Source organism: Variovorax boronicumulans (assembly GCF_030812215.1).
GTDB classification, from domain to species: Bacteria; Pseudomonadota; Gammaproteobacteria; order Burkholderiales; family Burkholderiaceae_C; genus Variovorax; species Variovorax boronicumulans_C.
Genome location: NZ_JAUSSG010000001.1, coordinates 129407 through 156228, shown reverse-complemented (window position 1 = coordinate 156228; position 26822 = coordinate 129407). Strand labels below are relative to the sequence as shown.

The 26822-nt window shown below is 67.1% G+C and carries 25 protein-coding genes; 13 read left to right on the top strand and 12 right to left on the bottom strand.

Going from position 1 to position 26822, the window contains the following annotated elements:
* The first annotated feature begins 18 nt into the window (after positions 1–18).
* Together J2W23_RS00770 and J2W23_RS00765 are read left to right on the top strand one after the other, a co-directional pair.
* Positions 19–660 carry a DUF6806 family protein gene (locus J2W23_RS00770; RefSeq protein WP_176657925.1) on the top strand — a complete coding sequence of 214 codons (642 nt, stop codon included), beginning with the start codon at positions 19–21 and terminating at the stop codon, positions 658–660.
* A 37-nt stretch (positions 661–697) separates the two neighbouring features.
* On the top strand, positions 698–2005 hold the full coding sequence (locus J2W23_RS00765; protein WP_307647328.1) for an MFS transporter: 1308 nt from the start codon (positions 698–700) through the stop codon (positions 2003–2005).
* 1 nt (position 2006) lies between these two features.
* On the opposite strand, the gene J2W23_RS00760 is transcribed toward J2W23_RS00765, so the two are convergent.
* The 7 genes from J2W23_RS00760 to proV form a co-directional block, all read right to left on the bottom strand.
* Positions 2007–4211 (bottom strand): Ig-like domain-containing protein, encoded by a 2205-nt coding sequence (locus J2W23_RS00760; RefSeq protein ID WP_307647327.1) that lies wholly within the window; start codon positions 4209–4211, stop codon positions 2007–2009.
* Between the two features lie 88 nt (positions 4212–4299).
* On the bottom strand, positions 4300–5082 hold the full coding sequence (locus J2W23_RS00755) for a hypothetical protein (protein ID WP_307647326.1): 783 nt from the start codon (positions 5080–5082) through the stop codon (positions 4300–4302).
* A gap of 13 nt (positions 5083–5095) precedes the next feature.
* Positions 5096–5893 carry a glutamate racemase gene (gene murI, locus J2W23_RS00750; RefSeq protein ID WP_307647325.1) on the bottom strand — a complete coding sequence of 266 codons (798 nt, stop codon included), beginning with the start codon at positions 5891–5893 and terminating at the stop codon, positions 5096–5098.
* A gap of 4 nt (positions 5894–5897) precedes the next feature.
* Positions 5898–7451, bottom strand: coding sequence for a fumarate hydratase (locus J2W23_RS00745; RefSeq protein WP_307647324.1), 1554 nt, complete (start codon positions 7449–7451; stop codon positions 5898–5900).
* Between the two features lie 65 nt (positions 7452–7516).
* Positions 7517–8524, bottom strand: coding sequence for a glycine betaine/L-proline ABC transporter substrate-binding protein ProX (proX, locus tag J2W23_RS00740; protein WP_307647323.1), 1008 nt, complete (start codon positions 8522–8524; stop codon positions 7517–7519).
* 23 nt (positions 8525–8547) lie between these two features.
* The gene (proW, locus tag J2W23_RS00735; protein WP_307647322.1) at positions 8548–9729 is read right to left on the bottom strand and encodes a glycine betaine/L-proline ABC transporter permease ProW; all 1182 of its coding nucleotides are present in this window, start codon (positions 9727–9729) and stop codon (positions 8548–8550) included.
* A gap of 20 nt (positions 9730–9749) precedes the next feature.
* A complete protein-coding gene (gene proV / locus J2W23_RS00730; RefSeq protein WP_307647321.1) occupies positions 9750–11003 on the bottom strand; it encodes a glycine betaine/L-proline ABC transporter ATP-binding protein ProV in 1254 nt (417 codons plus the stop codon).
* A gap of 502 nt (positions 11004–11505) precedes the next feature.
* Here proV and fumC point away from each other — a divergent pair.
* Positions 11506–12903 carry a class II fumarate hydratase gene (gene fumC / locus J2W23_RS00725; protein WP_176657916.1) on the top strand — a complete coding sequence of 466 codons (1398 nt, stop codon included), beginning with the start codon at positions 11506–11508 and terminating at the stop codon, positions 12901–12903.
* Between the two features lie 55 nt (positions 12904–12958).
* Here the strand turns inward: fumC and J2W23_RS00720 are convergent, their stop codons facing one another.
* A complete protein-coding gene (locus J2W23_RS00720) occupies positions 12959–13576 on the bottom strand; it encodes an NAD(P)-dependent oxidoreductase (protein ID WP_307647320.1) in 618 nt (205 codons plus the stop codon).
* 110 nt (positions 13577–13686) lie between these two features.
* Here J2W23_RS00720 and J2W23_RS00715 point away from each other — a divergent pair, with 110 nt between their 5' ends.
* Entirely contained in the window at positions 13687–14604 is a 918-nt protein-coding gene (locus tag J2W23_RS00715) for a LysR family transcriptional regulator (protein ID WP_307647319.1), read from the top strand.
* Positions 14605–14634: 30 nt separating this feature from the next.
* Here the strand turns inward: J2W23_RS00715 and J2W23_RS00710 are convergent, their stop codons facing one another.
* A complete protein-coding gene (locus tag J2W23_RS00710; protein WP_176657913.1) occupies positions 14635–15267 on the bottom strand; it encodes a YqhA family protein in 633 nt (210 codons plus the stop codon).
* A gap of 147 nt (positions 15268–15414) precedes the next feature.
* On the opposite strand from J2W23_RS00710, the gene acs reads away from it, so the two are divergent.
* The gene (acs, locus tag J2W23_RS00705) at positions 15415–17412 is read left to right on the top strand and encodes an acetate--CoA ligase (RefSeq protein ID WP_307647318.1); all 1998 of its coding nucleotides are present in this window, start codon (positions 15415–15417) and stop codon (positions 17410–17412) included.
* A 129-nt stretch (positions 17413–17541) separates the two neighbouring features.
* Positions 17542–18048, top strand: a complete 507-nt coding sequence (locus J2W23_RS00700) for a LapA family protein (RefSeq protein WP_307645042.1) — start codon at positions 17542–17544, stop codon at positions 18046–18048.
* Positions 18049–18054: 6 nt separating this feature from the next.
* Here J2W23_RS00700 and J2W23_RS00695 read toward each other — a convergent pair whose 3' ends face one another.
* Positions 18055–18369 (bottom strand): c-type cytochrome, encoded by a 315-nt coding sequence (locus tag J2W23_RS00695; protein ID WP_307647317.1) that lies wholly within the window; start codon positions 18367–18369, stop codon positions 18055–18057.
* Positions 18370–18478: 109 nt separating this feature from the next.
* Here J2W23_RS00695 and J2W23_RS00690 point away from each other — a divergent pair, with 109 nt between their 5' ends.
* From J2W23_RS00690 to J2W23_RS00680, 3 genes are all read left to right on the top strand, one after another.
* Positions 18479–18733 carry a TIGR04438 family Trp-rich protein gene (locus J2W23_RS00690; RefSeq protein ID WP_176657909.1) on the top strand — a complete coding sequence of 85 codons (255 nt, stop codon included), beginning with the start codon at positions 18479–18481 and terminating at the stop codon, positions 18731–18733.
* Positions 18734–18791: 58 nt separating this feature from the next.
* The gene (locus tag J2W23_RS00685) at positions 18792–19616 is read left to right on the top strand and encodes a DUF3592 domain-containing protein (RefSeq protein WP_307647316.1); all 825 of its coding nucleotides are present in this window, start codon (positions 18792–18794) and stop codon (positions 19614–19616) included.
* Positions 19617–19689: 73 nt separating this feature from the next.
* Positions 19690–21378 (top strand): SMI1/KNR4 family protein, encoded by a 1689-nt coding sequence (locus J2W23_RS00680; protein ID WP_307647315.1) that lies wholly within the window; start codon positions 19690–19692, stop codon positions 21376–21378.
* Positions 21379–21388: 10 nt separating this feature from the next.
* On the opposite strand, the gene ilvD is transcribed toward J2W23_RS00680, so the two are convergent.
* A complete protein-coding gene (gene ilvD / locus J2W23_RS00675) occupies positions 21389–23083 on the bottom strand; it encodes a dihydroxy-acid dehydratase (RefSeq protein WP_307647314.1) in 1695 nt (564 codons plus the stop codon).
* 100 nt (positions 23084–23183) lie between these two features.
* Here ilvD and J2W23_RS00670 point away from each other — a divergent pair, with 100 nt between their 5' ends.
* Both J2W23_RS00670 and J2W23_RS00665 read left to right on the top strand, forming a co-directional pair.
* Positions 23184–24143 (top strand): LysR family transcriptional regulator, encoded by a 960-nt coding sequence (locus J2W23_RS00670; RefSeq protein ID WP_307647313.1) that lies wholly within the window; start codon positions 23184–23186, stop codon positions 24141–24143.
* On the top strand, positions 24140–24664 hold the full coding sequence (locus J2W23_RS00665) for a hypothetical protein (protein ID WP_307647312.1): 525 nt from the start codon (positions 24140–24142) through the stop codon (positions 24662–24664). Before J2W23_RS00670 ends, J2W23_RS00665 begins: the two co-directional genes overlap by 4 nt.
* Here J2W23_RS00665 and J2W23_RS00660 read toward each other — a convergent pair.
* Positions 24624–25568, bottom strand: a complete 945-nt coding sequence (locus J2W23_RS00660) for a LysR family transcriptional regulator (RefSeq protein ID WP_307647311.1) — start codon at positions 25566–25568, stop codon at positions 24624–24626. The two genes, J2W23_RS00665 and J2W23_RS00660, sit on opposite strands and share 41 nt — an antisense overlap.
* Positions 25569–25703: 135 nt before the next feature.
* Between J2W23_RS00660 and J2W23_RS00655 the strand changes: the two genes are divergently transcribed.
* A complete protein-coding gene (locus J2W23_RS00655; protein ID WP_176657903.1) occupies positions 25704–26477 on the top strand; it encodes an SDR family oxidoreductase in 774 nt (257 codons plus the stop codon).
* A 32-nt stretch (positions 26478–26509) separates the two neighbouring features.
* Complete coding sequence (locus J2W23_RS00650) at positions 26510–26779, top strand: hypothetical protein (RefSeq protein ID WP_307647310.1); 270 nt, start codon at positions 26510–26512, stop codon at positions 26777–26779.
* Positions 26780–26822: the final 43 nt, after the last annotated feature.

Here is a 26822-nt window from a genome sequence, read left to right as displayed (position 1 = left end):
TAAAAAAAGGAGCATTCGATGCCTCGCTACAACGCTCCATTTGAGATCCATGTGCATGGCGACGTGCCATTGCGTTCGGACGTGAGCTTCGAGCAGATCCAGGAAGCGCTCAAGCCGCTCTGGAAATATGCAGGCGCCAAGTCGCTGGCCGATGGCGCCACCAGCACCTACGAAGAAGAACCCGGCATTCGCTTCGAGCAGAAGGACCATACGTTGCAGATCTGCTGGACCGTGCCCGGCGACGAAGACTTCCGACAGGCGCTCGACGAGATGTGCATGGGCCTGAACGAACTGTCGGACCGCGGCGCAGCCATCGAAGTCACTTTCTATGACACCGACTTCGACGAGGAAGAGGGCGATCCCGACGAAGAATCGCGCGACGACTTCCTGATGCTGTTCGTCGGCCCGAACCCGGCCGCGATCATGCAGGTACAGCGGGATCTGCTGGTGGAAGACGTCGTCAATCTCATGGAACGCCATTTCGATGGCGCCGAATTGGGCGGCGTGGTCGCCGAGATCGATCGCCTCTTCAGCGACCGTTTCGATGCGCTCGTGAACTCGCTCGAAATCGGCAAGCGTCCGCGCGGCACCGGTGGTCCGGGCAGCGGCGGAAGCGGCGGTGGGCACGGCGGCGGTCGCCGTCCGCGTCACCTGCACTAACCCCGCAACCCCTCTTACTCGCCCGATCCAAGGCCGCATGGCCCTGTTTTCCGCCTCCGCGCTGCGCCCCGGCGTGCGCAAGCGCGAGGTCTTCGGCTGGGCGATGTACGACTTCGCCAACTCGGGCTACACGACGGTCGTCATCACCGCCGTGTTCGCCGCGTACTTCGTAGGCGGTATCGCGAAGGGCGCGCCCTGGGCCGCTTTTGCGTGGACCGCGGCGCTCAGCATCTCCTACGCCATCGTGATGCTCACGATGCCCGCCATCGGCGCCTGGGCCGACCTGCGCGGCGCCAAGAAGCGGGTGTTGGTCATCGCCACCACCGGCTGCGTGCTGGCCACGGCTGCACTGGCACTCACGCCGCGCTTTGCGGGGGCTTCGGGCGGCGTTGCGCTGGCCATGTTGCTGGTGATCGTCTCCAACGCCTTCTATTCCTACGGCGAGTCCCTCACGGGCGCCTTCCTGCCCGAGCTGGCAACGCCCGAAGGGATGGGCAAGGTGAGCGGATGGGGATGGAGCTTCGGCTACGTCGGCGGCATGCTGACGCTCGGCATCTGCCTGGCCTACGTGCTGTGGTCGCAGGCGAGGGGATTGCCGGCCTCGCATTTCGTGCCGGTCACGATGGTCATCACGGCCGCAATCTATGGCGCTGCGGCATGTGCCACCTTCGCACTGCTGCCCGAACGGGCAGAGCCAAAAACAGCGGGCAGTGAACTCGGCGCATGGCAGCAATTGCGAGCCACCTACAAGCAGGCACGCGCGTACCGCGACTTCATGTGGCTGCTGGTTTGCACCGTCTGTTACCAGGGCGGCGTGGCGGTCGCGATCACGCTCGCGGCGATCTACGCCGAGCAGGTGATCGGCTTCGTGGCGAGCGAGACGATGGTGCTGATCTTCGTGCTCAACGTCGCCGCCGCCATCGGCGCTTTCTCGTTCGGCTACGTGCAGGACCGCCTCGGCCACAAGGTGTCGCTCGCGGCCACGCTGGTGGCGTGGATCGCGGTCTGTGTGATCGCTTCGGTGGTGACCACCAAGGGCGGCTTCTGGTGGGCCGCAGCCATCGCAGGACTCGCGATGGGATCGAGCCAGTCCGCCGGCCGCGCGATGACGGGCTATCTCGCGCCGCCGCAGCAGCTCGCCGAATTCTTCGGGCTCTGGACCTTCGCGACCCGGCTGGCCAGCATCATCGGGCCGCTGAGCTTCGGTGCGATCACCTGGGCCACCGGCGGCAACCAGCGCATCGCGATCCTCTCGACCGCGGTGCTGTTTGTTGCCGGATTGTTGTTGCTGCTGCCGATCGACATGCGGCGCGGCCGCGAGGCCGCGCTGCGCAGCAGTTCGTAGATCAGGGCAGCTTGTCGCCGAACAGGCTGTTGTTGGTCAGCGGCCAGCCCACTGCCGGCGCATAGCGCACGGTCCAGTTGGCCGGGTTCTTCACGCGGGCCGCGAACGCGGCCAGGTCCGAGCGGTCCAGCGAGCCGGTGTAGATCGCGTTGGTCTGGTTGGCCGGCGACACCGTGAACGAGAAGCCGGTGCCCGCCGTCGTGATCGCATCGGGAATGGTGCCCGCGGCGCCGCCCAGCGTGAGGCTCGCGAGGTAGCTGCCGACCGCGGTGATCTTGCCCGCCTTTCCGATGCCCAATCCTTCGATGGTGCCACCCGTGAACGCGTAGACCGTCTCGGACTTGCCGATGCCGCCGGGCGAGCCGAGCGTGGTGCCCTTGTCCGCAATCGGATTGCCCGTGACGTCGGTCTGGATCGTCACGATGGTGCCGGCGGGCAGGTTCTGGTCCGCGGTCCAGACGAAAGCCGTCTCGTTGGTGATGTCGGTGAATTCCAGCGCGCCCGCCTTTCGGTCGCGGTCGGTGAAGGTCACCTGCGTGCCGCCGTTCACTGCCTTCAGCAGCACGAAGGCATAGGCGTCGGGCGCCTCGGCGTTGCCGGCCATGAACAACAGGTCGCCGGCGACCAGTTGCGTCGGCGCGCCGGCGGTCATGAAGCCGAGCTTCGTCGCGTCGGAGATGCCCGCATAGGCGTTGCCGCTGGGGTCGGTGATGGCGTTGGCGTCCACCGTCACGTAGTAGCCCGTTTCGGCCGTGAGCTTGGCGGTCGGCACGATCGTGAGCACGTTGAACGCCAGTTGCACGCGCGCGGCCGGGCTGGCGGCGTTGAAGGTCTCGACCACGCTGCCATCGGCCTTGTGCAGCACGATATTGCCCGCGCCCAGGCGGACCGCCTCGTTGAAGGACAGCACGATCGACGTGTCGAAGTTGACGCCCACGCGGCCCGCGGCGGGCGACGTGGTCTTCAGAACCGGGCCGGCCGTGTCCACCCACGGCTGGCCCAGGCGCACGACGAAGCCTTCGAACTTCTGCTCGGCCGGCGGCAGGTCTTTGGAGGCGGTGTTGCCGTCCCATTTCGTATCGCCGTTGTCCAGCAGCAGCTGCACCTGCGTGCCGGCCTTCACCGGGCCCGGCACTTCAACCGTCGATTCGAAGCTGCCGCCCGTTTCCTTGCGCAGCTTGTCGAGGTCGTTCGAGAGCTCGACCGGCGCCGTGCCCGGATTGCCGTTCCACGAGAAGAGCGCGAAGTTGCGGTCCACGTCCGGGCTCGCGGCGCCTGCGGGTCCGGCCACGATGAGGTAGTTGCCATCGGTGCCCTTGTCGATCGAGCGGATGCCGCGGCCACCCAGTTCCAGCTCGATGGGCGCGCCGAACGCGGCCTGCGTGGCCGTGCCGCCCACCAGCGCCGCGTAGTTCTGCACCGGCACGATCAGCGCCTTGGCGCGCGTCGATGCACCGGTCTGCGGCGCGCGGAAGCCGAGCCACAGGGCGCTGTCGCCCGGTGCGCTGGTCATGCCTTCGACCGAGAAGCCATCCACTCGCTCGGGCACGATGCCCGCACCGGCCGACACGGTAAAGCCGAAGTGGTTCGCGCCCAGGCCATGGCCGTTCGCGGCATCCCAGGCGACGAGCTGCGCCTCGAGCGCCGAGAACTGGCCGACGTAGGTGAAGGTGGTCGCGGCGCCGGTGCCTGTGACCTTGACCGCGAAGAGGTGCGAGCGGTCGGGCGCATCGCCCCCGTCCTTCTTGTTGCTGTTGGAGCCGGTGAGGTACAGCGTGTCGCCGATGCGCGTGCCGGCTTCCAGGTCGAGCTCCTTGCCGAGCTTCGGGCCGTCGAGCTCGTAGCTCCATTCCTTCACCGCGGCGCCGCCGGCACGCGGGTACACGCGCAGCACGTTGGCCTCGTCGTCGGCCACGAGCATGAAGTTGTCGGGCAGCGCGAAGGCGGTCGATGCGTCCGACGAGCCTTCGGTGGTGCCGGCGTTGGGGGTGAACGTCGCCTTCGAGATCAGCTGGTCCGGTTCCGCGGCAGGCGGCTGGGCGGGCGGCGGTGGTGCCGGCGGCGTGACCGCGGCGGGTGGCACGATCGGCAGGAAGCTGCCGCCTCCGTCGCTACCGCCGCCGCACGCAGCCAGCAGGACAGCAGACAGGGCACTGGCGAGCAGCATGGGCTTGAAGGGGATGCGGGAGGCGGAGGGAGTGATCATGGTGCGCGGTTGTTGTTCTGGACAAACCGCGCATGCTGGTACTTTCGTGTGACGGTGCCGTGAAAAACGGCACGAATTCAGCTGCCCGTCAGGGCGATTGCTGCAGCAGCGATTTCGGAACCTTGAACCGTTCGCCGTCGTAGCGCAGCGTCACAGTGCTGAACTTCGCGGGCAGGGCCTTCTCGATGCAGCCCTGGTCTTCCTGCTCCTGCGCATGGCTCTGCACGAGGGTGCGCGACAGCTGCAGGTCGGCAAAGCCGTTGCTGGTCGACTTGCCGACCGAGAGCATGGTGCGCAGCTTCTCGAAGTGGCCGGTGCAGGTCGAGTCCCATCCGCCGTTGTCGTGGTCGAGTTCGATCTCCTGCAGCACCTCGCGCAGCTTGCTGCCGTGCTGTACGTAGAGGCGCACCGTCTCGCTGGCCAGCGGGCTTCCCGGCGCGCTGCTGCCGCGGTAGCGCACGCGCACGCCGAAGGCGCGGGCGTCGGCAGCGAGCACGTAGCGCGAGGTGTCGATGCGGATGTCCTGGATCGCGGTGGTCGCGTCCTCGTCGAGCGCCTCGGGCTGCAGGAGGCGGCCGATGATGGTGTCGCGCTCGGTATTGCCGTTGTCGGGGCGCTGGATCAGCAGCACCTCCAGGTCGAAGACCTTGGCGCCCTTGTCGGTGGTTTCGCGCGGCATCGGCAGCACGACGATGCTGCGGCCCGGGAACGCCGGCCAGACCTTGCAGGCCGCGAGCCGTTCGTCGAGCGGGCGCTTGGGGTAAAGCTTGGCGTGCATGCGCTCGGCCAGGCCGCTCTCGCAGGCGGCGTGGCTCAGGCCTGCGGCACCGAGGCACAGCAGGAGCAGGGCGTGGCGCAAAAGAGGGCGCATGGCGGCGGTTGTTTCAGGCGGAAGTCGCCGTTGTACCTTGCGGCGAACTTTGCAGCCAGCGCGCGGCGGCGGCTTCGAGCACGGACTGGTCGCCGCTGCTCTGCAGGACCAACCCGCCGTCGCCGTCCGAAAGGTGGCCGGCGGCAGCCAGCACGCGCCGCGTCTGCTGCGCGACCGGCGCGCCGGTGTCGATGAATCGCAGCGTGGGCGGCGCGTGGCGCTGGAGCTCGCTCTTCACGAGCGGATAGTGGGTGCAGCCGAGCACCACGGTATCGACTTGGCCCGACGCATCGCCGAACGGACCGGCCTCGGCCATGTAGCGCGCGCAGAGTGCCGCGATGGCCTCGGTGTCGAAGCCTTCGATGGCCTTGACGAGTCCGTCGCACGGCACGGCGCGCACGGTGGCCGAGCCGGCAAACGAATCGCGCAGGCCCGCGTACTTGGCGCTGGCCAGCGTCCCGCGCGTGGCCATCACCGAGATGTGGCCCGTGCGGCTCGTCGCCACAGCGGGCTTGAGCGCGGGCTCCAGGCCCACGATCGGCAGCGTCGGATGTTCGGCACGCAGCAGGTGGATCGCCGCCGTCGTGGCCGTATTGCAGGCCACCACCAGCGCCTTGATGCCGTGCTCGGCGATCAGGTGCTGCGTCACCGTGCGCGAACGCTCGATCACATAGGCATCGCCGCGCTCGCCGTACGGTGCGAACGCCGTGTCGGCGAAATACACGAAGCGCTCGTGCGGCAGTTCGGCGCGCAACGCGGCGAGCACGCTGAGTCCGCCCACGCCGCTGTCGAACACGCCGATCGGTTTCAAGGCCTCAGGCCTCTTCCATCATGATGGTCTTGAACTCGCCGCTGGCGATGCGCTTCTGCCACTCGGCCGGGCCGGTGATGTGCGCGCTGGTGCCGCCCGCGTCGACCGCCACCGTCACCGGCATGTCGACCACGTCGAATTCGTAGATCGCTTCCATGCCCAGGTCCTCGAAGCCCACCACCTTGGCGGTCTTGATCGCCTTGCTCACCAGGTAGGCGGCGCCGCCCACGGCCATGAGGTAGGCGCTCTTGTGCTTCTTGATCGCCTCTATGGCGACCGGGCCGCGCTCGGCCTTGCCGATCATGGCGATGAGGCCGGTCTCGGCCAGCATCATCTCGGTGAAGCCGTCCATGCGCGTGGCGGTGGTCGGGCCCGCGGGGCCCACGGCTTCGTCGCCCACCGGATCGACCGGGCCGACGTAGTAGATGACGCGGTTGGTGAAGTCCACCGGCAGCTTCTCGCCCTTGGCCAGCATGCCCTGGATGCGCTTGTGCGCGGCGTCGCGGCCGGTGAGCATCTTGCCGTTCAGGAGCAGCGTGTCGCCGGGCTTCCAGCTCGCCACTTCGGCGGGCGTGAGCTTGTCGAGGTCCACGCGCTTGCTCTTCTTCTCGTCGGGCGCCCAGTTCACGTCGGGCCAGAGGTCCAGCGACGGCGGATCGAGGTACACCGCGCCGCTGCCGTCCATCACGAAATGCGCGTGGCGGGTGGCCGCGCAGTTGGGGATCATCGCCACGGGCTTGCTGGCCGCGTGGGTCGGGTACATCTTGATCTTGATGTCCAGCACGGTGGCGAGGCCTCCCAGGCCCTGCGCGCCGATACCGAGCGCATTGACCTTCTCGTACAGCTCGATGCGCAGCGCCTCGACCTTGGTGAGCTCTGCGCCCGAGGCCTTCTTGGCCTGCAGCTCGTGCATGTCGAGGTCGTCCATCAGGCTTTCCTTGGCCATGAGCGCGGCCTTCTCGGCGGTGCCGCCGATGCCGATGCCCAGCATGCCGGGCGGGCACCAGCCGGCGCCCATGGTGGGCACGGTCTTCAAGACCCAGTCGACCACGCTGTCGCCTGGGTTCAGCATCACGAGCTTGCTCTTGTTCTCGCTGCCGCCGCCCTTGGCCGCGACCGTCACCTCGACGGTGTTGCCCGGCACGATCTCGGTGAAGATCACCGCGGGCGTGTTGTCCTTGGTGTTCTTGCGGTCGAACTGCGGATCGGCCACGACCGAGGCGCGCAGCGTGTTGTCGGGGTGGTTGTAGCCGCGGCGCACGCCTTCGTTGACGGCGTCGTCCAGCGAACCGGTGAAGCCGCCCCAGCGCACGTCCATGCCCACCTTGAGGAACACGTTGACGATGCCGGTGTCCTGGCAGATCGGGCGGTGGCCCGTGGCGCTCATCTTGCTGTTGGTGAGGATCTGCGCGATGGCGTCCTTGGCGGCGGGGCTCTGTTCGCGCTCGTAGGCCTTGGCCAGGTGGGCGATGTAGTCGGCGGGGTGGTAGTAGCTGATGTACTGCAGCGCGGCGCTGATCGATTCGATCAGGTCGGCCTGCTGGATCGTGGTCGTCATGGTGGGGGGCTTTTTGTAGTGGGAAACACGGGAAAACGCCCCCCGATTATCTCAGCCGCCGCCAGTTACCTCGCCGCAGCCCTCGCCTCGGCGATCCAGCCGTCGAACAGGGCCTGGTGCACCCGGATCCAGCCGTCCGCATGCCGCTCCACATCCTGCTGCGTGTTGGCACCCTCGCTCATGCGCAAGTTCTGGGCATTGATGTCGCCAATGGGCAGCTTCATCACCTCGAACAGCTTGCCCGCCGCCGGGTTCTTCTCGACGAAGGCCCTGTTCGCGACGATCTGCTCCCGGTTGGCCTGGAAGCCATAGTTTTTGCCATTGGGCAGCTGCGTGTCGACATTGCCGCCTTCCTGCGAGGACGAGAAGGGCACCTGCAGCCACACCACGTCCGCGCCGGGGCGCAGCACGGCGCTCACCCAGTAGGGCGTCCACGTGTAGTACAGCACCGGTTTGTCCTGCTTGAAGCGGGCGATGGTGTCGGCCATCAGCGCGGCATAGCTGCCCTGCTTGTGGCTGACGGTGTCGCGCAGCTTGTAGGCGGTCAGGTGGTTCTCGATGGCCAGTTCGCAGCCCCAGCCGGGGTTGCAGCCCGTGAGGTCGGCCTTGCCGTCGCCGTCCGCGTCGAAGAGCTTGGCAATCGCCGGGTCCTTCAGCTGCGCGATGTTGGTGATGTTGTATTGCTCGGCCGTCTTGCGGTCGATGAGGTAGCCCTGCACCGCACCGTCCGAGTACACGCCGGTGCGCGAGAGCTTCGCGTCGCCGCCGCTGTTCTTGTAGAAATCGGCGTGCAGCAGGCTCCAGTGGTTGGCCATGAAGGTGGCGTCGCCGTTGGCAATCGCCAGGTGCTCGGTGGCCGGCTCCAGGTCCTTCATCGGCTCGACGGTGTAGCCGAGCTTTTCGAGCGCGCGCATCACCAGCAGTGTCTGGAAGGCTTCTTCGGCGAGCGAGCTCTTGAGCGGCTGCACGGTGACGCCCTTGCCGGGCAGGTCGCCAGCGGCCTGTGCGGCCATGCCGAAGGCGACGAAGCCCAAGGCCAGAAGGCTGCGCGCGATGAAACTTGTTTTCTTCATGCGTTGAATTACTCCGTGGTGGGTCATTGCGTTTGCGTGGACAGGGCGGGAACAGGCGCGTTCGCACCCCGCGACGGCGTGCCTAGCAAGCGCTGCAGCACGCGCAGCGAGAAGCCGGCCGGTCCGGTGTGCCACCAGCGCCGTCCCGCGCTGCGGCGCGATTTGCCCATCGCCTGCGTCAGCCGGTCGAGCGAAATCGCCAGCAGCACGATGCCCAGGCCCCCCACGGTCGCGAGGCCCATGTCCAGCCGCCCGATGCCGCGCAGCACCATCTGGCCGAGGCCGCCCACGGCGATCATCGAAGCGATCACCACCATCGACAGCGACAGCATCAGCGCCTGGTTGATGCCCGCCATGATCGACGGCATGGCCAGCGGCAACTGCACCTTCACCAGCATCTGCCAGGGCGAGGCGCCGTAGGCGCGCGCGGCCTCGATCAGGTCGGGCCGGACCTGGCGCAGGCCCAGGTTCGTCAGGCGCACCAGCGGAGCCAGCGCGAAGATGATCGTCACGATCACGCCCGGCACGTTGCCGATGCCGAACAGCATCACCACCGGCACGAGGTACACGAAGGCCGGCGTGGTCTGCATCGCGTCGAGCACGGGCCGCATGATCCGCTGGGCCCGGTCGCTGCTGGCCAGCAGCACGCCCAGTGGCAGGCCGATGATCATGCAGAAGACCAGCGAGGTCAGCACCAGCGACAGCGTGACCATCGCCTCGGGCCAGATGCCCAGCATCGCCACGAGCAGCAGCGCGACCGTGGTGCCGATGGCAAGCGCGCGGCCCGCGAACTGCCAGGCGAAGAGGCCGATGAGCGCGATCATCGCGAGCGTCGGCAGGCCGGTCAGCAGGCCCTGCACCCAGTTCAGTGTGCTGTCGATGGGCAGGCGCACCGTCTGGAAGAAGGGGCGGAAATGCTCGACCACCCAGCCGAGGCCCTGGTTGATCCAGGATTCGACGGGGAGCGAGCCGTCCCAGAGGCGGTGCAGTTGGAAGCCGCTGGCGGCGCTGTCGGCCTGTCCGGCGAGCTGATGCGCCGCGTTCACCGGGGCATCGAGCCAGGCGCTGGTGGCGGAGGTGTCGGGGGCGGCCGAAAGCGCCTCCCACGGATCGACAAAAGCGGGGGCCGGGACGGGGGGCGTGTTCAAAGCGGCGCCCAGGTCGGGCGCGTTCATGTCGGAAGAAGGAAGCGTGGTGTCGTTCATCGTTCAGGGTCCTTCGTGATTCAGTGCGGCTCGGCGGCGAGTGCGGGGGCGGCGTGGGGCGAGACGGGCTCGATCGGCGGCGTTTCGCGGTCCAGGAACTTGAGCAGCGTCGTCTTGCTGATCGCGCCGCAGAAGCGGCCGTCGCCCGCCACCACCGGCAGCGCGCACGGCGCCTGCGCGAGCTGGCCGATCAGGCCGGCCACCGGCGCCTCCGCGTCGATGCGCGGCAGGTCGGCGAGAAACGCGTGCTGCAGCCCCAGCGGACCCGAATGCCCGTCGAGCGCGCCGCGCAGCGTGTCTGCCGACACCACGCCAAGGAAGCGCTTGTTCGGGCTGGTCACGTAGGCGAAGTCGCGGTCCTGGTCTTCCAGCAGCTTGAGCGCCGCGCGCGCACCGCGCTCGGGGTGCTCGCACACGACGGTGAGCGACTTGCGCGCGATGTCCGCGGCCTTGAACACGGCGGCCGCGTCCACGCCGCGCACGAAGCTGCGAACGTAGTCGTCGGCGGGGCTGCGCAGGATCTCGTCCGGCGTGCCGACCTGGATCACCTGGCCGTCTTTCATGATCGCGATGCGATCGCCGATGCGCATGGCCTCGTCCAGGTCGTGCGAGATGAAGACGATGGTGCGGCGCTGCTCCTGCTGCAGGCGCAGCAGCTCCGACTGCATCTCGGTGCGGATGATCGGATCGAGCGCGGAGAAGGCCTCGTCCATCAAGAGGATCGACGGGTCCGAAGCCAGCGCGCGCGCCAGGCCCACGCGCTGCTGCATGCCGCCGGAAAGTTCGTCGGGGTAGCTGTCGCCCCAGCCCGCGAGGCCCACCTGCGCGAGCGCCTTGTCGGCTTGCGCGAGGCGCTCCTTCTTGTTCGTGCCCGAGAGCTCGAGGCCGAAGGCGGTGTTCTCGCGCACCGTCATGTGCGGCATCAGCGCGAACGACTGGAACACCATGCTGATGTCCTTGCGGCGCAGCGCACGCAGCCTGGCGTCGGAGTGCTCGTTGATGTCCGCGCCGTCGATCACGATGCGCCCGGCGGTCGGCTCGATCAACCGGTTCAAGAGGCGCACCAGCGTCGATTTGCCCGAGCCCGAGAGGCCCATGATCACGAAGATCTCGCCGGCCTGGATCTCGAAGGTGGCGTCGAACACGCCGATCGACTGGCCCGTCTGCGCGAGGATTTCCTTTTTCGAAAAACCTTGCCGGACCAGTTCGAGGGCGTGCTCGGGCGAATCGCCGAACACCTTGAAGACATGGTCGATGAGAATTCCTTTGGCCATATGCCGGGGCTCCTTGTTGAAAGGTTGGACACAGCACCGTCCCCCAAAAGCACGGGACGGCAACGGTCACGCCATCAGCCGATGGGCTGCCCGAACAGAGAGCGCGTGAAGAAGACGCGTGCAATGGCCCGGCGAGCTTTTTGGGCTGCCGACAGGCACTGAGGACGACGTGGCGACGAAACCAGTGCCCGCCGAAAGGTGGCGTGGCAGTGGGGCCGGAAAGATCCGGCCGGTTTGCCGGGCAGGCCCGGCGGAGAGAACCTTGCACCGCGACGGGATTCGTAGATCCGCGAGTAGTGCAGGGGCAACCAACATGACTTGTTGATCGTCTGAAGCTGCTGATCATAACTTTTTTGCATGACGCGAGTCAAGGCAGCAGGCGTACCGTCATGCCGGCGGCGGCCCAATGGCCCCGTCAGATGCGAGCTATTCTTATTGGCCGATACTCTGGCCCGCGCCCGACCAGGCGGCGCAACCATCCAAGACTGCGGAGCTTTTTCTCATGACGACTTCCCCCAAGACCCGCGCCGAGCGCGATACGTTCGGTCCGATCGACGTGCCGGCCGACAAGCTGTGGGGCGCGCAAACGCAGCGCTCGCTGCAGAACTTCGACATCTCCGGCGAGCAGCAGCCGCGCGAGATCATCAAGGCGCTGGCGCAGGTCAAGCGCGCATCGGCCGTGGTGAACCACGCGCTGGGCTTGCAGGACGAGAAGAAGACCAACGCCATCGTGGCCGCGGCCGACGAAGTCATCGCCGGCAAGCACCCGGGCGAATTCCCGCTGGTGGTCTGGCAGACCGGCTCGGGCACGCAGACCAACATGAACGTCAACGAGGTACTGGCCAACCGCGCGAGCGAAATCCTCGGCGGCGAGCGCGGGGAAGGGCGCCTCGTGCACCCGAACGACGACGTGAACCGCAGCCAGTCGAGCAACGACGTGTTCCCGACCGCCATGCACGTGGCCGCCGTCGAGGCCATCACGCACAAGCTGCTGCCCGCCATCGCCAAGCTGCGCGGCACGCTGGAGCAGAAGTCCAGGGACTTCGCCGACATCGTGAAGATCGGCCGCACCCACCTGCAGGACGCCACGCCCCTCACGCTGGGCCAGGAGTTCTCGGGCTATGTCGCACAACTCGCGCATGGCGAGGCGCATGTGCGCGCCGCGCTGCCGCACCTGAGCGAGTTGGCGCTGGGCGGCACGGCCGTGGGCACCGGCCTCAATGCGCCGAAGGGCTATGCAGAACAGGTGGCAGCCGAACTGGCAAAGCTCACCGGCCTGCCGTTCGTGACCGCACCGAACAAGTTCGAAGCCATGGCCAGTGTCGATGCGCTGGTGCACGCCCACGGCGCGCTCAAGACGCTCGCGGCCAGCATGAACAAGATCGCCAACGATGTGCGCTGGCTCGCGAGCGGCCCGCGCAGCGGCATCGGCGAGCTGAGCATTCCCGAGAACGAACCGGGCTCGTCGATCATGCCGGGCAAGGTCAACCCGACGCAGAGCGAGGCCGTCACGATGCTGGCCGCGCAGGTGTTCGGCAACGACGTCGCCATCAACATCGGCGGCGCCTCGGGCAACTTCGAGCTGAACGTGTTTCGCCCGATGGTGGCCCACAACTTCCTGCAGAGCGTGCGCCTCTTGGCCGACGGCATGGTGAGCTTCAACGACCACTGCGCCGTGGGCATCGAGCCGAATCGCGAACGCATCACCGAGCTGGTTCAGCGCTCGCTGATGCTGGTGACGGCGCTGAATACGCACATCGGCTATGACAAGTCGGCCTACATCGCCAAGAAGGCGCACAAGGAAGGCACGAGCCTGCGCGAAGCGGCGATCGCCTCGGGGCACCTGACGGCCGAGCAGTTCGACCAGTGGGTGGTGCCGGAGAACATGACCGGTCGTTGATCCGACCCGCCCGTGAAAAAAGGACCCGCGAGGGTCCTTTTTTATTGCAGGCCGATCAGTAGCCGATGGTGTAGCGCTGGCGGGAATGCGCCGGCTTTTCGAGCTCGTCGATGAACGCGATCGCGTAGTCCTCGAACGTGATCCAGCTGCGGCCCTCGGCGCTCACGAGCAGGTCGTCCTTGCCGAGGCGGAACTTGCCGGTGCGCTCGCCTTCGACGAATTCGGCGGAGGGCGACAGGAAGGTCCAGTCGAGTTCCTTCTCGCTGCGCAGCGCATCGAGGAACACGCCGCCGGCGGTGGCTTCGGCGCGGTACGCATCGGGGAAGTTCGGCGTCTCGATGACCTTGAGGCCCGGCGCCGCGAAAAGGCTGCCGGCGCCGCCGACCACCAGCAGGCGCTTGACGCCCGCGCGCTTGACCGGCTCGATGATGGCAGCGGGCGGCACGGTGGCGAAGTGCGCGGCGCTGAACACGGCGTCGTGGCCGGCCAGGGCTTTTTCGAGCGCGGGGGCGTCGAGTGCGTCAACGTCCACGGCCTTCACATTGGCGCGGCCCGACAGCTTTTCGCTGGCCTTGCGTGCGATGGCGGTCACGGTGTGGCCGCGGCGAAGCGCTTCTTCGAGAAGGCGGCCGCCGGCGCGTCCGGTGGCGCCGATGATGGCGATGTGGCTCATGAATGACTCCAGAAAATGTCGGAAGTGGATGGGATGAACCTCATCTTAGGTTTCTGGTTTCGAAAGAAATACCTCGAAATCCGCGCTTCTTTATTCCTAAAATCGTTCAAATGGACCGATTGAACGCAATGCGGGTGTTCGTGAGCGTGGTGGATTCGGGCAGCCTGTCGGCTGCGGCCGAGAAGCTCGACATGTCCCGCCCGGTGGTCACGCGCTACGTGGCCGAACTCGAACAATGGACCGGCGCACGGTTGCTGCATCGCACCACGCGCCGCCTGAGCCTCACCGCTGCCGGCGAGGAACTGCTGCCGCGCTGCCGCCAGGTGCTCGAACTCGCGGGCGACATGCAGGCCGCGGTGCGGCATCCGGCCGAGGCGCCGCAGGGCCAGTTGCGCATCACGACCGGCACCTCGTTCGCGCAGGCGCAGTTGGCCGATGCCATCGCGGACTACGTGCGGCTCTATCCGGGCGTGGCGGTCGACCTGGTGCTGCTGGACCGGACCGTGAACCTGGTGGACGAGCGCATCGACCTGGCGATTCGCACGGCGGCGGAGATCGATCCCAACCTGATTGCGCGCCGGCTCACCACCTGCCGCTCGGTGGTCTGTGCCTCGCCTGCCTACCTGAAAGAGCACGGCAAGCCGCTGCGCGTGGACGAACTGGCCCAGCGCAACTGCCTCACGCATTCGTACTTCGGCCACAGCCTCTGGAATTTCACCCGCAAGTCGGATGGGGAGCCGCTGTCGGTAGCGGTGAACGGCAACGTCTCGGCCAACGATGCCGCGAGCCTGATGTGCCTTGCGCGGGCGGGGGCGGGCATCGCGATGTTGCCGACCTACCTGACGGCGGAGCTGGTGCAGTCCGGTGAACTGGTGCCGCTCTTCGATGATTGCGAACCGCAGGTCGTCGGCATGTACGCGGTGTACACCTCGCGCAAGCACATGCCGGCCACGCTGCGCACGATGCTCGACTTCCTGGCCAGGCGCTTCACCGAAGTGCCGTCGTGGGACCTGCCGCCGCCCCGCTGAGGCGAGGCAGGGTGGCGCGATCCCGCTCGATCAGTGGCGGGTGCCGGCGGCCGCCGCCTGGTTCATCAGCTTGTCGGTGTAGGCAATCGCCATGGCCGAGAACAGGAAGGCGATGTGGATCACCGTCTGCGCAATCAGCACGCGGTCGGTGTAGTTGTCCGCGTTGATGAAGGTCTTCAAGAGGTGGATCGAGCTGATGCCGATGATGGCAGTGGCCAGTTTCACCTTGAGCACCGAGGCGTTCACGTGGCTCAGCCACTCGGGCTGATCGCGGTGGCCTTCCAGGTTCATGCGGCTCACGAAGGTCTCGTAGCCGCCCACGATCACCATGATCAGCAGGTTGGAGATCATCACCACGTCGATCAGCGCCAGCACCACCAGCATGATCACCGTCTCGTTGAGCGTGCCGACCGGCGCGGTGGTCTTGTAGCCGATGCTGGTGATGAGGGCCTGCAGCGCGGTCTGGCTGCCGAACGCGGCCTCGACCAGGTGCAGCAACTCGACCAGGAAGTGCACCACGTACACCGCCTGCGCCACGATCAGGCCCAGGTACAGCGGCAGTTGCAGCCAGCGGCTCGCAAAGATCAGCCGGGGCAACGGGCCCATCGGATAGGTACGGGCGGCGGGCGGGTTCAGGGGGTCGAAAGGATCGGGAGCGGACATCGGGTGGGGGTTTGTGGACGACCGGCGATTTTAGGGGTGCCCCCGTGACGCACTCGTGATAACCCTGCGAACTAACATCGGACGCGTCAGTGACCCGTAAGTGCGCCCGTCGACATTACGGCCGCATCCACCCTGGAGACAAAGAGAATGAGCAGCGCATCCAAAAACATTGAATCCGTGCTGGTAGAGAACCGCGTGTTCCCGCCCGACGCCCGCGCCACCGAAGGCGCCCGGATTTCCGGCATGGCCGCCTACGACGCGCTGTGCAAGGAGGCCGAACAGGACTTCGAAGGGTTCTGGACCCGCCTGGCCAAGGGCAACCTGCAGTGGACCAAGCCCTTCACCCGGACGCTCGACGAGTCGAAGGCCCCGTTCTATGAGTGGTTCGGCGACGGCGAGCTCAATGCCAGCGCCAATTGCCTGGACAAGCACATCGGCACCCCCGTCGAGAACAAGACCGCCATCGTGTTCGAAGCCGATGACGGCACCGTCACCAACGTCACCTACAAGGAGCTGCTCGCTCGCGTGAGCCAGTTCGCCAATGCGCTCAAGGCCGAAGGCATCCAGAAGGGCGACCGCGTCATCATCTACATGCCGATGACCGTCGAGGGCGTGATCGCCATGCAGGCCTGTGCGCGCATCGGCGCCACCCACAGCGTGGTGTTCGGCGGCTTCTCGGCGAAGGCGCTGCAGGAGCGGATCATCGATGCCGGCGCCGTGGCCGTCATCACCGCCAACTACCAGCTGCGCGGCGGCAAGGAGCTGCCGCTCAAGGCCATCGTGGACGACGGCATCGCGCTCGGCGGCTGCGAGTCGATCAAGACGGTGTTCGTCTACGAGCGCACGCCCACCGCGTGGAACCGCGTCGAGGGCCGCGACAAGACCTTCACCGAAGCGCTCAAGGGCCGGAGCACCGAGTGCCCGCCCGTGCCGGTGAACGCCGAGCACCCGCTGTTCATCCTCTACACCTCGGGCTCCACCGGCAAGCCCAAGGGCGTGCAGCACGCCACCGGCGGCTACCTGCTGTGGGCCAAGCTCACGATGGACTGGACCTTCGACATCAAGCCCGAAGACGTTTTCTGGTGCACGGCCGACATCGGCTGGATCACCGGCCACACCTACGTCGCCTACGGCCCGCTCGCGGCCGGCGCCACGCAGGTGGTGTTCGAGGGCATCCCGACCTTCCCGCACGCGGGCCGCTTCTGGCAGATGATCGAGAAACACAAGGTTTCGGTGTTCTATACGGCGCCGACGGCCATCCGCTCGCTCATCAAGGCGGCCGAGGGCGACGAGAAGGTGCATCCGAAGAACTGGGACCTCACCAGCCTGCGCATCCTCGGCTCGGTCGGCGAGCCGATCAATCCCGAGGCATGGATGTGGTACCACCGCAATATCGGCCACGAAAGGTGTCCGATCGTCGACACCTTCTGGCAGACCGAGACCGGTGGCCACGTCATCACGCCGCTGCCGGGCGCGACGCCGCTGGTGCCGGGTTCGTGCACGCTGCCGCTGCCGGGCATCATGGCCGCGATCGTCGACGAGACCGGCAAGGACCTGCCCAACGGCGCGGGCGGCATGCTGGTCATCAAGCGGCCGTGGCCCTCGATGATCCGCACGATCTGGAACGACCCCGAGCGCTTCAAGAAGAGCTATTTCCCGGAAGAGATGGGCGGCACGATCTACCTGGCCGGCGATGGTGCGGTGCGCAGCGAGGACCGCGGCTACTTCCGCATCACCGGCCGCATCGACGACGTGCTGAACGTGTCGGGCCATCGCCTGGGCACGATGGAAATCGAATCGGCGCTGGTGTCCAAGACCGACCTCGTGGCCGAAGCCGCGGTGGTGGGGCGCCCCGACGATGTGACCGGTGAAGCTGTCTGCGCCTTCGTGGTGCTCAAGCGCGCACGGCCGACGGGTGAGGAAGCCAAGCAGATCGCCAACGAACTGCGCAACTGGGTGGCCAAGGAAATCGGGCCCATCGCCAAGCCCAAGGACATCCGCTTCGGGGACAACCTGCCCAAGACGCGCAGCGGCAAGATCATGCGGCGCTTACTGCGCAGCATCGCCAAGGGCGAGGCGATCACGCAGGACACCTCGACGCTGGAAAATCCCGCGATCCTCGAACAGTTGTCAGAACGCCTGTAGGACGTGGCCGTCTCTCCGTCCGGCAGCGCCGGACGGGCCCTTTGCCTGAGGTAAAACCAACCCGTTGCCGCGCGCCTCGACGCGTGCGGCGCCGGTTGTTGTGTTCGATCTTTTCAGAGGAGGCCCCCCATGGGCGTGAGATCCGCTTTCCTGTTCGTCATCGTGCTGCTGATCGCAGCGCTCGCCGCATTGAACTGGGGGACGCTGTCGGCCCCCACCGATGTGTGGCTGGGCTTCATGACCGTCTCGGCGCCGCTGGGGCTGATCATGCTGGGCCTCACGGTCGTGCTGGCCGCCTTCTTCCTGGTCTACGTGCTGTACCTGCACAGCTCGGTGTTGCTGGACACCAAGCGCCACACGAAGGAAATGCAGGTCCAGCGCGACCTCGCCGACAAGGCCGAGGCCTCGCGCTTCACCGAGCTGCGCAATTTCCTCGAGGCGCAGGAGAACAAGCACATGGCGCACAACGCCGACCGGCATGCGGCCCTGGTGGCGCGCATCGACCAACTCGAGACGGCGGTGCGGGTGCGCTCCGAGCAGACCGACAACACATTGGCCGCGCACATCGGCCAGCTCGAGGACCGCATCGAGCGCCGGCCGGTGGTGGTTCCGGCCGACATCAATCCTCAGGGTTGAGCCGCTTCAGCGCGGCGTTGCAAGAATCCAAGCTGCCAGCTTCTTCGCGTCGGCTTCGCTGACCTGGTTGTTCGCTGGCATCGGCACCGGTCCCCACACGCCGGAGCCACCCTTCACGATCTTGGTGGCGAGGGCGTCAACGGCGCCCTTGTCGTCCTTGTATTTCGTGGCCACGTCCTTGAAAGACGGGCCGAGCACCTTGCGGTCGACCGCGTGGCAGCTCATGCAGTTCTTCGACGTGGCCAGGGCCAGGTCGGCAAAGGCGGGCGCCGCGAGGCCAAGGCCAAGGCCCAGGGCTGCGGCGAACAGAACTCTTTTCATGGGGGGATTTATTTCGTAAGGGCTGGGTTACATTCGATGCCAACGCGATTGTAGGTAGCGCCGCCCGCCGGCGTCCGGATGCGTTGACAACAACCCGGAGGGATTCGCGATGTGGTTTCTGCTGTTGGGCCTGCTGAGCCTGGCCCTCAAGTATTTCGAAGTCGGCATGGTCGCCGGCTGGAGTTGGTGGATTGTGCTGTCGCCGTTCGCACTGGCCGTCGCGTGGTGGGCCTGGGCCGATTCGTCGGGCTACACCAAGCGCAAGGTGATCGAGCGCGAAAACCGCCGCAAGCAAGCGCGCATCGATCGCCAGAAGTCCAACATGGGCCTGCCGACCAGCAACGGCCAGCGCCCGCGCCGCTGAGCGCCTAGCCGCTCCCCGGCACCACCGTCCCGCGCCGCATTTCGAAAGAAAGCGCGCCATGGATGACGAAGCCGCCACCCACGCACTGCTCGTCTTCGGGCTCTCCCTCTTCGTGGGGCCGGCCATCGGCGCGCTCGTGGGCTGGCGCAAGAAGTTCTTCTGGGGTGTCGGCGTCGGGGCGCTGCTGATCGGCTGCGCGGGCCTCTACGGCGCCGTGACGGTCGGCTGGCAGCGGTATCAATCGATTGCCGACACGGTCCTCTTGCAGGGGCGGCTGCTCGAATTCGTGGAAGAGCGCAGCAAGGACGACAAGGGCCGAACGACGGTCACCCGTGCCCCCGTCGTCGAATACACCGCATCCGATGGGCAGGCGCGCCGCGTGAAGGGGCTCGGTGGCGGGCTTTCCGACAAGGAACCGGGCGACCCGGTCGACGTGCGCTACAAGCCGGCCGATCCGGCGCAGGCCCTGGTGGCCGATTTCCAGAACATGTGGGGCATCGTCTGGGGGCTCGGCCTCTTCGGCGGTTTTCCGACGATGTTCGGCCTGTTCTTCACCGGCATGGCGATCAAGGAAGGGCGCCCTGCATCCAATGCATGGAAGAAGGAACCCGAGGCCACGCCCTCGCAAAAGCGATGGCGCACGCGTGGCACGGTGCTGGCCAACGTGGTGTTCCTCGCGGGCTTCGCCGTGTGCTTTCTCTACCCCGGCGAGAACTTCCTGAAAGGCCTCGGCGCCGGGTTCATGACCATCGGCACCGGCGCGCTGCTTCACTTCGTGGTGCAGAGCTTTCCACCAGCCATGCCCTTCGAGTCCCGCAGCATCCTGGGCATCGTCGGACTGGGGTTCATCGCCTTCGGCAGTGGCGCGTGGTTGATGGGCTGACCCGGGCCCGTGTGTGAAACTCCCCACAGCGCGCCGCATGCACCGCGGCCGTTCAAGAGAGGGGAGATCGACGATGTCCAAGCGCATTTCATCGAAAGGGCTCGCGCCCGTCCTGCGGATCGCCATGGGCCTGCTGATCGTGCTGGCCATGGGCGCGGCCGGCTGGCTGCATCGGTCGCCATGGATCGTGCTGCTGGCGACCCCGCTCTTCACCGTGCTCTATGCGCTAGGCAAGTGGACCGCCGGGGTGCAGGCATGGCGGCTTGGCGGGGTACGGCGGATCGCGCTGTCGGTGCTCGTGACGCTGCCGATCCAGGCAGTGGTGGCGGGCGTGTTCTATCTGCTGGGGCTGGGCCTGAGCATGCTGCTGGCACCCGCCGCGCCGATCGCCGCGCTCTCTGGTGCCGACTTCCGGTGGGCCGCGACACTGTTCGTGGTGGCGGTCGTCGTGAGCGCAGTGATCATCCGGCTGGAGGTCGCGGCACCGTCCGCGGCGCACGAAGCGCCGGCCGCCGCCTCATCGCCCGATGGCGAACCCGAACTCGACATCGACCCGGCGCCGTTGCGCCCCGACAACTTCTTCGCCTCTCCCGCCTACTGGCGAACCAACGCCGCGCGGGAAGCGCTCGCGCAGCGCGGCACGACGGTCGAGAAGCCGCCGTTCGCGGCGAGCGAGGAAATGATCGCGGCCACCGAGGCGAGGCTGGGTTTCCGCCTCCCCGATACGCTGCGCCAGTTGTATGGCCGGATGAACGGCGGCTACGTGGGCTGGCTGTACGTGCCGCTGAAGGCCGATGCCGGTCCCTTCTACGACGACTGGCGCGGCGCTTTCTCCATCGACTATTCGAGCCTCGCGGCGCTGGACAAGCTGCGCACAGTGGCCGAACACTACGAAGACTTCACGCATGAACCCGAGGACGTGCCGGCCGGCGCTGACAAGCTGGTCGTGCTGCAGGCCCGTTATGGCGACATGACCCTGCTCGACTACACGCGCGGGCCGCAGGCGCGGGTGCTGATCGTGGACTTCGGCAAGCAGCCTGGCGTGGAGCCGGTCGACGTCGCCTTCGAGAACTTCGACGATTTCTTCGCGGCGCTGCGCCGCGAGCGCCCGCATCGCGGCGGGGCGCGAACCGTCGCGCGCGATCTCGGCCCACCGCTCGGCGACGCGCCCGAGGCGCTGCGCACGCCGATGTTCTGGGGCGAGGCGCAGCCCCATTTCTTCTATCTCAATGCGGTGCAGCGCAAGGACGGTTCGGAACCGCAGCTGCTGGCCGACGACGCGCTGATTGCGCAGACCGAGGCGCGGCTGGGCGTGCGGCTGCCGAGCGCGCTCGTGGCGCTGTGGCGCGTGAAGAACGGTGGCGGCGTCTCGTGCCGCTGGGTCGACATCGCCGACAGCGAGGAACAGCCTTACACCGAGGCCCTGCGCTACCTGATGCCGATGGAGCACCTCGCGAGCCTCGCCGAGCTGTCGGACCGCATCGTGTTCCCGCCCGGTGAAACGCCATGGAAGGCGAGCTTCGAGGAGCCGCAACAGCTCGTGGTGCTGGAGGCCGACCACGGCAGGGTGGTCATGCTCGACTATCGCGGCCGCACCGCGGACGACCCGGCCGTGCTGGTCGTGGACGACCTGGACCGCGGTCCGCCGCGCGAGCTGCTGTGCTTCGAAGGCTTCGACGGATTGCTGCGGCGCCTGCGCCCGAAATCCCTCGGCTACGAGGACGTGGCGAAACCGTGGCAGCCGCCGGCTGCCACGGCCTGAATGCCGAGGCTCAGAACTTGTCGAGCACAGCGCCCGAGCTCGCGCTCGATGCGTTGAACGCGAACTTGGCCTGCACGCCGCGCGTGTAGCGCGGAGCAGGCGCCTTCCAGCCTTCGCGGCGCTTGGCCAGCTCGGCTTCGGGCACGTGGAGTTCGAGCTGCAGCTTGTGCGCGTCGATGGTGATCGAGTCGCCTTCGTTCACGAACGCGATCGTGCCGCCGGCCGCCGCTTCGGGCGCCACGTGGCCGACCACCATGCCCCAGGTGCCGCCCGAGAAGCGGCCGTCGGTGATCAGGCCGACGCTTTCGCCCAGGCCCGCACCGATCAGCGCGCCCGTGGGCGCGAGCATTTCCGGCATGCCCGGTCCGCCCTTGGGGCCGAGGTAGCGCAGCACCATCACGTCACCGGCCTTGATCTTGCCGTCCAGGATGGCCTTGAGCGCCGACTGTTCGTCGTCGAACACGCGCGCCGGGCCGGTGATGACCGGGTTCTTCAGGCCCGTGATCTTGGCGACCGCGCCTTCGGGCGACAGGTTGCCCTTCAGGATGGCCAGGTGGCCTTCGTCGTACATCGGCTTGTCGATCGGGCGGATCACGTCCTGGTCGGCGCGCGGCACGTCGGGCACGTCCTTGAGCACTTCGGCAATCGTCTGGCCGCTGATGGTGATGCAGTCGCCGTGCAGCAGGCCCGCGTTCAGCAGCACCTTCATGACCTGCGGAATGCCGCCGGCCTTGTGCAGGTCGACCGCGAGGTACTTGCCCGAGGGCTTCAGGTCGCAGATCACCGGCACCTTCTTGCGGATGCGCTCGAAGTCGTCGATCGACCATTCGACGCCGGCCGTGTGCGCGATCGCCAGGAAGTGCAGCACCGCGTTGGTCGAGCCGCCCGTGGCCATGATCACGGCCACGGCGTTCTCGATGGCCTTCTTGGTCACGATGTCGCGCGGCTTCAGGTCTTTCTTGATCGCCTCGATCAGCACCTTGGCCGATTCCTTGGCCGAGTTGGCCTTCTCGTCGTGCGGGTTCGCCATGGTCGACGAGTAGGGCAGCGAGATGCCCAGCGCCTCGAATGCACTCGACATCGTGTTGGCCGTGTACATGCCGCCGCAGGAGCCCGTGCCGGGAATGGCGCGCTTCTCGATCTCGTGCAGGTCTTCGTCGCTCATGTTGCCGGCGGCGTTCTGGCCCACGGCTTCGAACACGCTCACGATGTTCAGGTCTTGCCCCTTGTAGCGGCCGGGGAGGATCGTGCCGCCGTAGACGTAGATGGCCGGCACGTTGGCGCGCAGCATGCCCATGAGGCCGCCGGGCATGTTCTTGTCGCAGCCGCCGACCACCAGCACGCCGTCCATCCACTGGCCGCCGACGCAGGTCTCGATGCAGTCGGAAATCACCTCGCGGCTCACGAGCGAGTACTTCATGCCCTCGGTGCCCATGGCCATGCCGTCGGAGATGGTGGGCGTGCCGAACACCTGCGCGTTGCCGCCGGCTTCCTCGATGCCCGCGATGGCCGCGTCGGCCAGCTTCTGCAGGCCCGAGTTGCAGGGGGTGATGGTGCTGTGGCCGTTGGCGACGCCGACCATCGGCTTCTTGAAGTCGCTCTCTTCGTAGCCCATGGCGTAGAACATCGAGCGGTTGGGGGCGCGGCTCTTGCCTTCGACGATGTTGGCGCTGCGGCGGTTGATCTGGATTGGCTTGGTGTCCATGGTGTCTCTTCTATCGTGGGGAGATCGGGGACGCCAAGTATCGGACTTCTGATTGATTGGTTCCAATCCAATTTCATACCCGCATTGATATGCTCAGCATATGAATGAAGCATTGATCGACCTGCGGGCCTGGCGCCAGTTCGTCGCCGTGGCGGAAGAGCTGCACTTCGGCCGCGCCGCCCTGCGCCTGCACATGACCCAGCCGCCGGTGACGCAGGCCATCGCCCAGCTCGAGAAGACGCTGGGCGTCGTGCTGTTCGACCGCACCCGAAGACGCGTGGCACTCACGCCCGCCGGCGAGGCGCTGCTGCCCGATGTGCGCGAGCTGCTGGCGCGCGCACAGGCGCTGCCGGCCCGCGCGCGCGCCGCGGCGGCGGGGCAGGTGGGGCGCGTGCGCATCGCCTTCGTCTCGACGGTCGGTTTCGAGCAACTGCCGGCCTGGGTGCGCGAATTCCGCGTGCTGTGCCCCGAGGTGGCGCTCGAACTGGTCGAGGCCACCGGCGACGTGCAGCTCGAAGCCTTCGCGCGCGGCGAGATCGATGCCGGGCTGATGCTGCATTCGCCCGGTGCGGCGCCGCCGGGGCTCACGCGGCTGGCCGTGTCCGAGGAGCCGCTGGTGCTCGCGCTGCCGGCCCGGCATGCGCTGGCCCGCACGGAGAAGCTGCTGCTGGCCGACGTGCTGGCCGAGCCGCTGGTGATCTTTCCGCGCCGCATCGTGCCTTCGCTGCACGACGCGATCTTCGGGCTCTACCACGTGGCGGGCCGCGTGCCGCAGCTCGCGCAGGAGGCGATCCAGATGCAGACCATCGTCAACCTCGTTTCCGGAGACATCGGCGTGGCGTGGGTGCCGGAGAGCGTCACGCAGTTCCGGCGCGCTGGGGTGGTTTACCGCCGTGCCGCAGAATTCGCTCCGGCCGCCCGGCGCCGCAGCGCTCCCGCGCTCCCGGTGTGCGAGACCAGCCTGGTCTGGCCCGAGGGTGCGAACAACCCGGCGCTCGCACGCTTCGTGGCATTCGTGCGCGAGCGCGGTGCCAGCCGGAAAGAAGGAGGAGTCGAATGAAGAAGATTCTTGGCGCTGCTCTGGCGGCCGTCCTGTTGCATGCCGCTGCCGTCAGCGCGCAAACGCCGCCGGCCACGCCTCAGTTCAAGGACTACCCGGCCGAGGCGCCGTACACCGGGCGCAATCACCCGCTGGTGATGGACGACGAGTTCTCCCGCTCCTACCGCACGCGTTTGCGAGACGCCATCGCCAACGGCAAGCCAGAGTTCGCCGGCCGCTACATCGTGGCGCGTTGGGGCTGCGGCACCGGTGGCTGCAACGTCGGCGCGGTGATCGATGCGTCGACCGGGCGCGCCATACCGATGCCCGGCGCGGTCATGAGCGTCTATCCGCTGAAGCCGGAGTTCGAGAAGGAGGATGGGCAGGAGCTTATCTACCGGCTGTCAAGCCGGCTGCTGGTTCAGGCGGGCACCATGGACCGCGAAAACGGCAGGGACGTGGTCGAGTTCCATGAACTGCGCGACGGCGAGTTCCACCTCCTCAAGACCGTGCCTTACGGCCGGGCGAAGAGCGAGCGCTGACAGGCTTGTCGAGCGATTCGGCGAGCAGCGTCTCGAGCCATCCGGCAAAAGCCTGCATCCGCCGCGAGAGGTTGCGCCGGTGCGGGTACACCAGTTGCACCGGCAGCGGCTCGGCGCGCGTCTCTGGCAGCACCTCGACCAGCTCGCCGGCCGCGAGGTGCCCGCGCACGTCATAAGCCGGGATCTGGATCAGCCCCAGCCCCGCCAGCGCGCAGGCGATGTAGGTCTCGGCATTGTTGGCGGCTACCTGGCTGCGCATTCGCAGGGTTGCGGTCTCGCCATCGTGCTGCCATTCCCACGGCGCGGCGCGGCCGCTGGTCGGTGAGGCGTAGTTGACCGCGATGTGCGCGGGCAGATCGGCCGGCGTTTGCGGCGTGCCGTGGCGCGCGAGATAGGCGGGGCTCGCGCAGTTGATCAGCGTGAAGTGCCCGAGCGGCCGAGCCACCAGGCTGCTGCTGGCCAGCGGCCCGACGCGCAGGGCGCAATCGACGCCTTCGAGCACGAGGTCCACCGCGCGGTCGCTCGAACCCAGCTCCAGCTCGATGGCCGGGAAGCGCGCGAAGAAATCCGGCAGCGCCGGCGCGATGAGTAGCCGCGCGATGCGGCTCGGCACATCGACCTTGAGCCGCCCGCTCACGTTGCTGTGTGCCGGCAGGAACTGCTGCTCGATGTCCTCCATGTCGGTGACGAGCGCGCGGGCGCGCTCCAGCAGCGCTTCGCCGTCGGGCGTGAGGCCGACGCGCCGCGTGGTCCGGTGCAGGAGGCGCGAACCCAGCCGCGCTTCGAGCTGCTGCACCGCCGTGGAGATGGCGGCGCGCGGCAGCGCGAGGCGGTCGGCCGCACGGGTGAAGCTGCCGGTTTCGGCGACGCTGAGAAAGACCTTGAGCAGGTCGATGCGGTCCATGGAGGTGTTACCGCGATTGTTCGTGAATTCCTGAACAGTCTAGCGCCGCTCGATCGCTTTATCTGGGTGCTTTCAATCAATAGACTGGGGTTTCCCGTCACACATCCACGCTTTTTTTCAACAGGAGTTCATTCCATGTCCGCACGCACCCTCAAGAACAAGGTCGCCGTCATCGCCGGCGGTGGCAAGAACCTCGGCGCACTCATCGGCCACCAGTTTGTCGACGGCGGCGCCCGCGGCATCGCCATCCACTACAACAGCGACGCCTCGCGCGGCGATGCCGAGAAAACCGCCGCCGCGCTCAAGGCCAAGGGCGCCGACACGCTGCTGGTGCAGGGCGATCTCTCGGTGGTGGAGAACAACGTCAAGCTGTTCGACCAGGCCGTGAAGCACTTCGGGCAGGTCGACATCGCGATCAACACCGCGGGCGTGGTCATCAAGAAGCCGATCCTCGACGTGACCGAGGCCGACTACGACAAGAGCTTCGATGCCAACGCCAAGGCCGCGTTCTTCTTCATCCAGCAGGCCGGCCGCACGATGGCCGACGGCGGCAGCATCGTGACGATCGTGAGCTCGCTGCTGGCGGCCTACACCCCGTTCTATTCGATCTACCCGGGCTCCAAGGCCGCCGTGGAGCACTACACCCGCGCAGCCTCCAAGGAGTTCGGCGACCGCGGCATCTCGGTCAACGGCATCGGCCCCGGCCCGATGGACACGCCGTTCTTCTACGGCCAGGAGAGCAAGGAAGCCGTCGAGTACCACAGCAGCGCCGCGGCGCTCAGCAAGTTCTCCAAGAAGGGCCTGACCGACATCGAGGACATCGCGCCCATCGTGCGCTTCCTGGTCACCGAAGGCTGGTGGATCACCGGCCAGACGATTTTTGCCAACGGTGGCTACACCACCCGCTGATCCCGCAAGATCGCGCCCGGAGGACAACGCATATGCACACAGTCATGGTGATGGGCGGCGGCTTCGTGCTGCTGGTGGTGTTTCTTCTGGCCAGCCGCTTCGTCGGCGACGGCTCTTCGCTGGCGCTGGCCACCGCCGCCAAGTGGTTCATTCCGGCTTGGTTCATAGGCGCCGGCATCAACATGGCGGTGGGCGTGATCAAGGCGGGGTACTCGGTGGCCGAGGAACTGCCGATCTTTCTGCTGATCTTCGCGGTGCCGGCCGTGGTGGCGGGGTTCCTGTGGTGGAAGTTCGGGCGCTGACATTGCCCTGAATGTCCCCGTGCCGGCCGCGACATTCGGCGCG

Coding starts and splice junctions, on each gene's coding strand:
- J2W23_RS00650 (WP_307647310.1), top strand. CDS start 26,510: ATGCACACAGTCATGGTGATGGGCGGCGGCTTCGTGCTGCTGGTGGTG.
- J2W23_RS00760 (WP_307647327.1), bottom strand. CDS start 4,211: ATGATCACTCCCTCCGCCTCCCGCATCCCCTTCAAGCCCATGCTGCTC.
- proV (WP_307647321.1), bottom strand. CDS start 11,003: ATGGCCAAAGGAATTCTCATCGACCATGTCTTCAAGGTGTTCGGCGAT.
- J2W23_RS00695 (WP_307647317.1), bottom strand. CDS start 18,369: ATGAAAAGAGTTCTGTTCGCCGCAGCCCTGGGCCTTGGCCTTGGCCTC.
- J2W23_RS00710 (WP_176657913.1), bottom strand. CDS start 15,267: ATGTCCGCTCCCGATCCTTTCGACCCCCTGAACCCGCCCGCCGCCCGT.
- J2W23_RS00755 (WP_307647326.1), bottom strand. CDS start 5,082: ATGCGCCCTCTTTTGCGCCACGCCCTGCTCCTGCTGTGCCTCGGTGCC.
- J2W23_RS00720 (WP_307647320.1), bottom strand. CDS start 13,576: ATGAGCCACATCGCCATCATCGGCGCCACCGGACGCGCCGGCGGCCGC.
- J2W23_RS00660 (WP_307647311.1), bottom strand. CDS start 25,568: ATGGACCGCATCGACCTGCTCAAGGTCTTTCTCAGCGTCGCCGAAACC.
- J2W23_RS00655 (WP_176657903.1), top strand. CDS start 25,704: ATGTCCGCACGCACCCTCAAGAACAAGGTCGCCGTCATCGCCGGCGGT.
- J2W23_RS00685 (WP_307647316.1), top strand. CDS start 18,792: ATGGATGACGAAGCCGCCACCCACGCACTGCTCGTCTTCGGGCTCTCC.
- proX (WP_307647323.1), bottom strand. CDS start 8,524: ATGAAGAAAACAAGTTTCATCGCGCGCAGCCTTCTGGCCTTGGGCTTC.
- J2W23_RS00680 (WP_307647315.1), top strand. CDS start 19,690: ATGTCCAAGCGCATTTCATCGAAAGGGCTCGCGCCCGTCCTGCGGATC.
- J2W23_RS00765 (WP_307647328.1), top strand. CDS start 698: ATGGCCCTGTTTTCCGCCTCCGCGCTGCGCCCCGGCGTGCGCAAGCGC.
- ilvD (WP_307647314.1), bottom strand. CDS start 23,083: ATGGACACCAAGCCAATCCAGATCAACCGCCGCAGCGCCAACATCGTC.
- acs (WP_307647318.1), top strand. CDS start 15,415: ATGAGCAGCGCATCCAAAAACATTGAATCCGTGCTGGTAGAGAACCGC.
- J2W23_RS00715 (WP_307647319.1), top strand. CDS start 13,687: ATGGACCGATTGAACGCAATGCGGGTGTTCGTGAGCGTGGTGGATTCG.
- J2W23_RS00690 (WP_176657909.1), top strand. CDS start 18,479: ATGTGGTTTCTGCTGTTGGGCCTGCTGAGCCTGGCCCTCAAGTATTTC.
- proW (WP_307647322.1), bottom strand. CDS start 9,729: ATGAACGACACCACGCTTCCTTCTTCCGACATGAACGCGCCCGACCTG.
- fumC (WP_176657916.1), top strand. CDS start 11,506: ATGACGACTTCCCCCAAGACCCGCGCCGAGCGCGATACGTTCGGTCCG.
- J2W23_RS00670 (WP_307647313.1), top strand. CDS start 23,184: ATGAATGAAGCATTGATCGACCTGCGGGCCTGGCGCCAGTTCGTCGCC.
- J2W23_RS00665 (WP_307647312.1), top strand. CDS start 24,140: ATGAAGAAGATTCTTGGCGCTGCTCTGGCGGCCGTCCTGTTGCATGCC.
- J2W23_RS00700 (WP_307645042.1), top strand. CDS start 17,542: ATGGGCGTGAGATCCGCTTTCCTGTTCGTCATCGTGCTGCTGATCGCA.
- J2W23_RS00770 (WP_176657925.1), top strand. CDS start 19: ATGCCTCGCTACAACGCTCCATTTGAGATCCATGTGCATGGCGACGTG.
- J2W23_RS00745 (WP_307647324.1), bottom strand. CDS start 7,451: ATGACGACCACGATCCAGCAGGCCGACCTGATCGAATCGATCAGCGCC.